A 9648-nucleotide genomic window follows, 5' to 3' on the forward strand; every position below is an offset into this window, starting at 1 on the left:
CGGAACGAGCGCCGCCGGCCGCGCCATCACGGTAACGATCGCGCAACACTCCGGAAACGAGCTCCGACCAGCACATTCGCTCGCGCGGATCGGTTCATCACCACCCCTGGACCCGCCCCCGCAATTGTCCGACGTTTGCCCCTCGGCGGCTCCGCGGCTACCGTGGTCGGCGGTCCTCACGGGCCCCGATGAACCGGTCCGCGCTCGCACGGCGTCCCCCCAGGACGCGCCGCGATCGTACGGTCAACGGGAGTGGAGGCGGCCCCGAGGCCGCCTCGGACGCTCTCGCCTCCACCCCCTGCCGCGCTGAGCGGCGGGACGCACGCGGAGGCTCGACGCACGGCTGTCCCACGCTCCCGACCCGGCACCACGAGATGAGCGCAGGGCGTCGTCCCTGCGCGCCGACGGAGTGTACGTGCACCAGAACCAGCAGACCATCAGCGAGCCCCGGAGCGAGGCGGGCGCCGATCCGGCGACCCCCGCTCTCGAGGCCCGCCACCTCTTCAAGGTGTTCGGCCGGAAGCCCGACGAGGTCGTCCGCCGACTGAGCGAGGGCGCCGACCGCGGCGAGCTCGCCGGACTCGGCACGGCCGCGGTGATCGACGCGTCCTTCACCGTGCGCCGCGGCGAGATCTACGTCGTGATGGGCCTCTCCGGCTCCGGGAAGTCCACCCTGATCCGCATGCTGAACGGGCTCCAGGAGCCCTCCGCGGGCGAAGTCCTGATCGAGGTCTCCACCATCACCGGCGTCTCCGAGACGGAGCTAAGCCGCGTGCGCCGCTCGTCGGTGCCGATGGTGCTCCAGCACTTCCCGCTCCTCCCGCCCCGCACCCTGCTCGACAACGTCGCGTACCCGCTCGAGATCCAGGGCGTCCCCGCGGCCGAGCGCCGCGAGCGGGCGATGCTCGCGGTCGAGCGCGCCGGTCTCGCCGGCTGGCACGAGAAGATGCCCGACGAGCTCTCCGGCGGCATGCGCCAGCGCGTCGGCCTCGCCCGGGCGCTCGCCGCCGACACCGACATCGTGCTGATGGACGAGGCGTTCTCGGCACTCGACCCGCTGATCCGCCGCGAGATGCAGGAGCAGCTGATCGAGCTGCAGCACGAGCTCGGCAAGACCATCGTCTTCATCACGCACGACCTCAACGAGGCCATGTTCCTCGGCGACCGCATCGCGGTGATGCGCGACGGCCGCATCGTCCAGATCGGCACCCCGGAGGAGATCCTCACCGACCCGGCGAACGACTACGTCGCCCAGTTCGTGCAGGACGTCGACCGCGCCCGCGTGCTCACCGCCTCCGCCGTGATGGAGCCCGCCCGCTCCGTGGTCACCCTCGCGGCCGGTCCCCGCGCCGCGCTCCGGAGCATGCGCGACCTGCAGACCTCGGCCGCGTTCGTGGTCGGCGGCGGACGCCGCCTGCTGGGCACGGTCCGCGACCGCGACGTGATCGAGCAGGTGCGCCGGAGCACCGGCGACCTCTCGGCGGTCCTCGCCTCCGACGTCGTCACCGTCGGTCCGGACACCGCCCTCAGCGAGGTCATCGAGCCCGCCGTCGAGTCGGCGCTGCCGGTCGCCGTGGTCGACTCCAACGCGCGTGTGCTCGGAGCGATACCACGGGTGACCCTGCTCGCGGCGCTCGGCAACGTGCCCGCCCGCACCGGCGAGCACCCGGTGATCGAGCCGCCCGCCACCGTCTCGACCGAGGTCGTCACCGCGACCCTGCACGCGACCGGAGGCCCCGTCGAGGACGCCGTCCTCGCGGCGGACGGAGGTGCACGATGACCGATCTCGGCTTCCGCCTCCCGCTCGGCGCCCTCGCCGAGGGTGCCGTCGACGTCCTCACGCAGACCTTCCAGCCGGTCTTCGACCTGCTGCGCACCGTCTTCGGCGCCCTCTACTCCGGCGTCGACCTCGTCCTCGCGACACCGCCCTTCTGGGTGATCGTCGCCTTCCTCGCCGTACTGGCCTACGCCGTCCGCGGCTGGGTCTTCGCGGCCGGCACCGCCGTGGGGCTCCTGCTGATCGTGGGGGTCGACCAGTGGGAGAACGCGATGGACTCCCTCGCGCTGGTGCTCGTCGCGTCCGTGATCGCCATCGCGCTGAGCGTGCCGCTGGGCGTGCTCGCCGCGCGCAACCGCACGGCCTCCGCGGTCATCCGGCCCGTGCTCGATCTGATGCAGACGATGCCGGCCTTCGTCTACCTGATCCCCGCGCTGATCCTGTTCCGGGTCGGAGTGGTGCCGGGCATCGTCGCGACCATCGTGTTCGCGATGGCGCCGGGCGTCCGGCTCACCGAGCTGGGCATCCGCGGCGTCGACCCGGAGCTCGTCGAGGCGGGGTAGTCGTTCGGCTCCTCGAAGTGGCGGATCCTCCGCCAGATCCAGCTGCCGCTGGCGCTGCCCTCGATCCTGGCGGGCCTCAACCAGGTCATCATGCTCTCGCTCTCGATGGTCGTCATCGCGGGCATGGTCGGCGCCGGAGGGCTGGGCGGCGACGTCGTCGCGAGCCTCAACCGGATCGACGTCGCGCTCGGCTTCGAGGCGGGCATCTCCGTCGTGATCCTCGCGGTCGTCCTCGACCGGATGACCGGCGCTCTGGGCTCGCCCTCGCCGGCGAGGGTCGCCCGGGCGAAGAACCGCCGCGCCGTCGTGGCGACCCGTTCGGCCGTCGGCGTCGTCTCGATCGGCCTGGTCGCGTCCCTCGGGGCCGCAACCCTCGCCGCTCCCGCCACCGCCGCCTCCGTCGACAACGGCGACCGCACCGACGTGACCGTCGCCGTGTTCCAGGGCTGGGACGAGGGGATCGCCGTCTCCGCTCTGTGGGAGGCGGTGCTCGAGGAGCAGGGCTACGACGTGACCCTGCAGAACGCCGACGTCGCCCCCGGCTTCCAGGGCCTCTCGACCGGCGACTACGACCTCGCCCTCGACACCTGGCTGCCGCTCACCCACGCCCGGTACGTCGAGCAGTACGGCGACTCGATCGTCGACCTGGGCGCGTGGAACGACGAGGCGAAGCTGACCATCGCGGTCAACGAGGACGCCCCGATCGACTCCCTCGAGGAGCTCGCCGCCGACCCGGGCGTCGTCGGGAACCGCCTGATCGGCATCGAGCCCGGCTCCGGTCTCAACAAGACGACGACCGAGGACGTCATCCCCGGCTACGGCCTGGAGGGGATGGACTACCTCACCTCGTCGACGCCGGCCATGCTCCAGGAGCTCTCGAGCGCGACCGCCGCGGGCGAGAACATCGCCGTCACGCTCTGGCGCCCGCCCTGGGCCGACGACGCCTTGCCGGTCAAGGACCTCGAGGGTCCGAAGGGCCTGCTCGGGCAGGCGGAGGGGATCCACTCCTTCGGCTCGGCCGCCTTCGACGCGGACTACCCGACGATGAGCCGCTGGATCCGCGACTTCCGGATGGACTCGAAGACGCTCTACTCGCTCGAGAACGCGCTGTTCAACGACGGGGCCGACGACCGCTCCGCCGCCCTCGCCGCGTGGATGGACGAGAACCGGGAGTACGTCGACACGCTGATCACCTGATCCGCCACCACGACGAAGGCCGAGAGGCCGGGCGGCCCCGGACCAGGGCTGTCCCGGCCTCTCGGCCTTCGTCGCGCAAGGGTCAGGCGGCGCTGACCCGGCGTCCCGCGGTGGCGCGGACGAGGAGGGTGACCACCAGCACCACGGCGGCGGCGACCAGCGCGGCGATCCCGGCGGGGACCGAGACGAGCTCGCCGGCGAAGCGGCCGACGGCGACCCAGGAGAGTCCCCAGACGAGCGAGAGCATCGGGGCGATGCGGCCGCGGCCGGTGACCGCGATCAGGAGTCCGACGAGCGCGGCGACGGCGAGGACGACGACCGCCCAGACCGCGGCGCCCGGACCGTCCGCGCTGCCGACTCCCGCGCCGACGAGCCCGGCGGTGATGTTCGCGGCCGTGGCCACGCACACCCAGCCGAGGTAGAGCCCGAAGGTGCCGTCCGTCACGATCGCGTCGACCACTCCGGCCGACCGGGTGGTCCGCAGGATCACGAAGATGCGCGCGAGCACGGCCAGCAGCAGGGCGATCACGACGACGCTGAGCGTCAGGAAGCCGGCCTGGACGACCAGGATCCACGCGGCGTTCAGGAGGAGGCTCGCGGCGGCCCAGTAGCCCAGCCGGCGGTGGCGGGTGCGGGTGGTCTGCGAGGGCAGGAACTGCCAGATCGCGTAGGCGATGAGGCCGGTGTAGATGACGCTCCAGATCGCGAAGGCGGGGCCGTCGGGAGCGATGGGGGTGGAGGACGCGGTCAGGGCGCCGCCGGCCGCGTTCTGGATCTGCGTGCCGCCCGCGGCGCCCGAGCCGATGAACGAGCCGATGAGGGCGAGCACCGCGCTCACGGCGACGACGACCTGGCGGATCCGGTCGGCGCGGTCGGGGGTTCGTGTGGCGGTCATGTCGCTCCTCCATTAGTCAGCTGGCTGAGTAATAAGAGTATCGCGATTCCGCTCCCCGTCCACTGGGGCTTGCGGCGCGGCCCCGGCCCTGGATGAGGGCCGGGGCCGGATCCTCAGGCTCGAGCGGTCGCGTACTGCTCGCGGATCACGGGGCGGTGGTCCGGCGCGGGCTCGGCCACCGAGGTGACGGTCCACGTCGGACGCGATCCGGTCAGCGCCCAGGCGGCCTGCACGGCGGCACCGTCGGCCACGTACTCGCCGGGCGTCGGCACCTGCACGGGCACGTCGAACACCTGCGAGGCCGCGAGCTGCACGGCGCGGTTCTGCGCGGCCCCGCCGATGAGGAGGATGCGCCGCGCCTCCACTCCCTGCGCGCGAACGGCGTCGAGCCCGTCGGCCAGTCCGCAGAGCATGCCCTCGATCGCCGCGCGGGCGAGGTTCGGCCGCGTGGTCGAGGCGATGGTCATCCCGTGCAGCTCGCGGCCTCGCAGGTGTTCGACGTGCCCGTGCAGGTGCCGACGCCCGGCGAGTACGTGGCCGACGGTGCCGCCGTGCAGGCCGCCTGGGCGCTGACCGGATCGCGTCCGACGTGGACCGTCACCTCGGTGGCCGAGCCCGCGCCGGACCACCGCCCCGTGATCCGCGAGCAGTACGCGACCGCTCGAGCCTGAGGATCCGGCCCCGGCCCTCATCCAGGGCCGGGGCCGCGCCGCAAGCCCCAGTGGACGGGGAGCGGAATCGCGATACTCTTATTACTCAGCCAGCTGACTAATGGAGGAGCGACATGACCGCCACACGAACCCCCGACCGCGCCGACCGGATCCGCCAGGTCGTCGTCGCCGTGAGCGCGGTGCTCGCCCTCATCGGCTCGTTCATCGGCTCGGGCGCCGCGGGCGGCACGCAGATCCAGAACGCGGCCGGCGGCGCCCTGACCGCGTCCTCCACCCCCATCGCTCCCGACGGCCCCGCCTTCGCGATCTGGAGCGTCATCTACACCGGCCTCATCGCCTACGCGATCTGGCAGTTCCTGCCCTCGCAGACCACCCGCACCCGCCACCGCCGGCTGGGCTACTGGGCCGCCGCGAGCCTCCTCCTGAACGCCGCGTGGATCCTGGTCGTCCAGGCCGGCTTCCTGACGCTCAGCGTCGTCGTGATCGCCCTGCTGCTGGCCGTGCTCGCGCGCATCTTCGTGATCCTGCGGACCACCCGGTCGGCCGGAGTGGTCGACGCGATCGTGACGGACGGCACCTTCGGGCTCTACCTCGGCTGGGTGTGCGTGGCCACGGCCGCGAACATCACCGCCGGGCTCGTCGGCGCGGGAGTCGGCAGCGCGGACGGTCCGGGCGCCGCGGTCTGGGCGGTCGTCGTCCTCGCCGTCGCCGCGCTCGTCGGACTCCTGATCGCGGTCACCGGCCGCGGCCGCATCGCCCCGATGCTCTCGCTCGTCTGGGGACTCTCCTGGGTCGCCGTCGGCCGCTTCGCCGGCGAGCTCGTCTCGGTCCCCGCCGGGATCGCCGCGCTGGTCGCCGCCGCCGTGGTGCTGGTGGTCACCCTCCTCGTCCGCGCCACCGCGGGACGCCGGGTCAGCGCCGCCTGACCCTTGCGCGACGAAGGCCGAGAGGCCGGGACAGCCCTGGTCCGGGGCCGCCCGGCCTCTCGGCCTTCGTCGTGGTGGCGGATCAGGTGATCAGCGTGTCGACGTACTCCCGGTTCTCGTCCATCCACGCGGCGAGGGCGGCGTAGCGGTCGTCGGCCCCGTCGTTGAACAGCGCGTTCTCGAGCGAATAGAGCGTCTTCGAATCCATCCGGAAGTCGCGGATCCAGCGGCTCATCGTCGGACAGTCCGCGTCCAAGGCGGCCGAGCCGAAGGAGTGGATCCCCTCCGCCTGCCCGAGCAGGCCCTTCGGATCCTCGAGGTCCTTGACCGGGAAGGCGTCGTAGGCCCAGTGCGGGCGCCAGAGCGTGACGGCGATGTTCTCGCCCGCGGCGGTCGCGCTCGAGAGCTCCTGGAGCATGGCCGGCGTCGACGAGGTGAGGTAGTCCATCCCCTCCAGGCCGTAGCCGGGGATGACGTCCTCGGTCGTCGTCTTGTTGAGACCGGAGCCGGGCTCGATGCCGATCAGGCGGTTCCCGACGACGCCCGGGTCGGCGGCGAGCTCCTCGAGGGAGTCGATCGGGGCGTCCTCGTTGACCGCGATGGTCAGCTTCGCCTCGTCGTTCCACGCGCCCAGGTCGACGATCGAGTCGCCGTACTGCTCGACGTACCGGGCGTGGGTGAGCGGCAGCCAGGTGTCGAGGGCGAGGTCGTAGTCGCCGGTCGAGAGGCCCTGGAAGCCGGGGGCGACGTCGGCGTTCTGCAGGGTCACGTCGTAGCCCTGCTCCTCGAGCACCGCCTCCCACAGAGCGGAGACGGCGATCCCCTCGTCCCAGCCCTGGAACACGGCGACGGTCACGTCGGTGCGGTCGCCGTTGTCGACGGAGGCGGCGGTGGCGGGAGCGGCGAGGGTTGCGGCCCCGAGGGACGCGACCAGGCCGATCGAGACGACGCCGACGGCCGAACGGGTCGCCCCGACGGCGCGGCGGCTCTTCGCCCGGGCGACCCTCGCCGGCGCGCGCGAGCCCAGCGCGCCGGTCATCCGGTCGAGGACGACCGCGAGGATCACGACGGAGATGCCCGCCTCGAAGCCGAGCGCGACGTCGATCCGGTTGAGGCTCGCGACGACGTCGCCGCCCAGCCCTCCGGCGCCGACCATGCCCGCGATGACGACCATCGAGAGCGAGAGCATGATGACCTGGTTGAGGCCCGCCAGGATCGAGGGCAGCGCCAGCGGCAGCTGGATCTGGCGGAGGATCCGCCACTTCGAGGAGCCGAACGACTCCCCCGCCTCGACGAGCTCCGGGTCGACGCCGCGGATGCCCAGCTCGGTGAGCCGGACGCCCGGCGCCATCGCGAACACGATGGTCGCGACGATGCCCGGCACCACTCCGACCCGGAACAGGATCAGCGCGGGGATCAGGTAGACGAAGGCCGGCATCGTCTGCATCAGATCGAGCACGGGCCGGATGACCGCGGAGGCCGTGCGGTTGCGCGCGGCGAGCACGCCCAGCGGCACGCTCAGCGCGATGGCGATCACGGACGCGACGAGCACCAGCGCGAGGGAGTCCATCGCGTTCTCCCACTGGTCGACCCCCACGATCAGCAGGAGCCCCACGGCGGTGCCGGCCGCGAAGACCCAGCCGCGGACGGCGTAGGCCAGTACGGCGAGGAAGGCGACGATCACCCAGAAGGGCGGTGTCGCGAGGACGAGGTCGACGCCGGAGTAGAGGGCGCCGAAGACGGTGCGCAGCAGGTCGAAGACCGGCTGGAAGGTCTGCGTGAGGACGTCGACGGCACCCTCGGCGAGGGCGCCGAGCGGGAGGCGGAAGCCGAGATCGGTCATCGTGCACCTCCGTCCGCCGCGAGGACGGCGTCCTCGACGGGGCCTCCGGTCGCGTGCAGGGTCGCGGTGACGACCTCGGTCGAGACGGTGGCGGGCGGCTCGATCACCGGGTGCTCGCCGGTGCGGGCGGGCACGTTGCCGAGCGCCGCGAGCAGGGTCACCCGCGGGATCGCTCCGAGCAGACGCCCGTCGGCGTCGACCACGGCGACCGGCAGCGCCGACTCGACGGCGGGCTCGATGACCTCGCTGAGGGCGGTGTCCGGACCGACGGTGACGACGTCGGAGGCGAGGACCGCCGAGAGGTCGCCGGTGCTCCGGCGCACCTGCTCGATCACGTCGCGGTCGCGGACCGTGCCCAGCAGGCGGCGTCCGCCGCCGACCACGAACGCGGCCGAGGTCTGCAGGTCGCGCATGCTCCGGAGCGCGGCGCGGGGACCGGCCGCGAGGGTGACCACGGAGCGGGCGGGCTCCATCACGGCGGAGGCGGTGAGCACGCGGGCGCGGTCGACGTCCTGCACGAACTGGGCGACGTAGTCGTTCGCCGGGTCGGTGAGGATCTCCTCCGGGGTGCCGATCTGGACGATGCGGCCGTCGCGCATCACCGCGATGCGGTCGCCGAGGAACATGGCCTCGTTGAGGTCGTGCGTGATGAAGACGATGGTCTTGCCGAGCTCGTGCTGCAGCTCGATCAGCTGCTCCTGCATCTCGCGGCGGATCAGCGGGTCGAGTGCCGAGAACGCCTCGTCCATCAGCACGATGTCGGTGTCGGCGGCGAGCGCCCGGGCGAGGCCGACGCGCTGGCGCATGCCGCCGGAGAGCTCGTCGGGCATCTTCTCGTGCCAGCCGGCGAGACCGGCGCGCTCGACCGCGAGCATCGCCCGCTCGCGGCGCTCGGCCGCGGGGACGCCCTGGATCTCGAGCGGGTACGCGACGTTGTCGAGCACGGTGCGGTGCGGGAGGAGCGCGAAGTGCTGGAACACCATCGACACCGACGAGCGGCGCACGCGGCGTAGCTCCGCCTCGGAGACGCCGGGGAAGGTGGAGCCCTCGATCAGGACCTCGCCCGCGGAGGGCTCCTGGAGCCCGTTCAGCATGCGGATCAGGGTGGACTTCCCGGAGCCGGAGAGGCCCATCACGACGTAGATCTCGCCGCGGCGCACGGTGAAGGACGCGTCGATCACCGCGGCCGTGCCGAGTCCGGCGAGCTCGCCGCGCTCGGCGCCCTCGCTCAGTCGGCGGACGACCTCGTCGGGCTTCCGGCCGAACACCTTGAAGAGGTGGCGGGCCTCGAGAGCGGGGGTCGCCGGATCGGCGCCCGCCTCGCTCCGGGGCTCGCTGATGGTCTGCTGGTTCTGGTGCACGTACACTCCGTCGGCGCGCAGGGACGACGCCCTGCGCTCATCTCGTGGTGCCGGGTCGGGAGCGTGGGACAGCCGTGCGTCGAGCCTCCGCGTGCGTCCCGCCGCTCAGCGCGGCAGGGGGTGGAGGCGAGAGCGTCCGAGGCGGCCTCGGGGCCGCCTCCACTCCCGTTGACCGTACGATCGCAGCGCGTCCTGGGGGGACGCCTTGCGAGCGCTGACCGGTTCATCGGGGCCCGTGAGGACCGCCGACCACGGTAGCCGCGGAGCCGCCGAGGGGCAAACGTCGGACAATTGCGGGGGCGGGTCCAGGGGTGGTGATGAACCGATCCGCGCGAGCGAATGTGCTGGTCGGAGCTCGTTTCCGGAGTGTTGCGCGATCGTTACCGTGATGGCGCGGCCGGCGGCGCTCGTTCCG

Annotated in this window: 7 protein-coding genes and 2 pseudogenes; 5 read left to right on the forward strand and 4 right to left on the reverse strand. The window is 72.6% G+C overall.

From position 1 onward, the window contains the following. Positions 1-415 precede the first annotated feature (415 nt). The 3 genes and pseudogenes from C5C27_RS15210 (at position 416) to C5C27_RS18650 (ending at position 3537) form a co-directional block, all read left to right on the forward strand. Complete coding sequence (locus C5C27_RS15210) at positions 416-1780, forward strand: glycine betaine/L-proline ABC transporter ATP-binding protein (RefSeq protein WP_258066800.1); 1365 nt, start codon at positions 416-418, stop codon at positions 1778-1780. Beyond that, positions 1777-2535, forward strand: a pseudogene (locus tag C5C27_RS18645) (ABC transporter permease); the annotation flags it as partial. The gene C5C27_RS15210 and the pseudogene C5C27_RS18645, both read left to right, overlap by 4 nt. 45 nt (positions 2536-2580) lie before the next feature. Beyond that, positions 2581-3537, forward strand: coding sequence for a glycine betaine ABC transporter substrate-binding protein (locus tag C5C27_RS18650; protein ID WP_104314826.1), 957 nt, complete (start codon positions 2581-2583; stop codon positions 3535-3537). Between the two features lie 82 nt (positions 3538-3619). Here C5C27_RS18650 and C5C27_RS15225 read toward each other — a convergent pair whose 3' ends face one another. Together C5C27_RS15225 and C5C27_RS18655 are read right to left on the reverse strand one after the other, a co-directional pair. After that, entirely contained in the window at positions 3620-4432 is an 813-nt protein-coding gene (locus C5C27_RS15225) for a tryptophan-rich sensory protein (RefSeq protein ID WP_104314822.1), read from the reverse strand. A 113-nt stretch (positions 4433-4545) separates the two neighbouring features. Beyond that, positions 4546-4908: pseudogene (locus C5C27_RS18655) on the reverse strand (FGGY-family carbohydrate kinase); the annotation flags it as partial. Between C5C27_RS18655 and C5C27_RS18660 the strand changes: the two are divergent. Both C5C27_RS18660 and C5C27_RS15235 read left to right on the forward strand, forming a co-directional pair. Further along, the gene (locus C5C27_RS18660) at positions 4903-5103 is read left to right on the forward strand and encodes a hypothetical protein (protein WP_374955284.1); all 201 of its coding nucleotides are present in this window, start codon (positions 4903-4905) and stop codon (positions 5101-5103) included. The pseudogene C5C27_RS18655 and the gene C5C27_RS18660 sit on opposite strands and share 6 nt — an antisense overlap. A 113-nt stretch (positions 5104-5216) precedes the next feature. Then, a complete protein-coding gene (locus C5C27_RS15235) occupies positions 5217-6029 on the forward strand; it encodes a tryptophan-rich sensory protein (protein ID WP_104314822.1) in 813 nt (270 codons plus the stop codon). 82 nt (positions 6030-6111) lie between these two features. Here the strand turns inward: C5C27_RS15235 and C5C27_RS18780 are convergent, their stop codons facing one another. Beyond that, positions 6112-7872, reverse strand: a complete 1761-nt coding sequence (locus C5C27_RS18780; RefSeq protein WP_104314824.1) for an ABC transporter permease/substrate binding protein — start codon at positions 7870-7872, stop codon at positions 6112-6114. After that, a complete protein-coding gene (locus C5C27_RS15245; protein WP_258066801.1) occupies positions 7869-9233 on the reverse strand; it encodes a glycine betaine/L-proline ABC transporter ATP-binding protein in 1365 nt (454 codons plus the stop codon). The genes C5C27_RS18780 and C5C27_RS15245 overlap by 4 nt, the downstream gene beginning before the upstream one ends. Positions 9234-9648 lie beyond the last annotated feature (415 nt).

Source organism: Rathayibacter sp. AY2B7 (genome assembly GCF_002931635.1).
In the GTDB taxonomy this organism is placed as follows: domain Bacteria; phylum Actinomycetota; class Actinomycetes; order Actinomycetales; family Microbacteriaceae; genus Rathayibacter.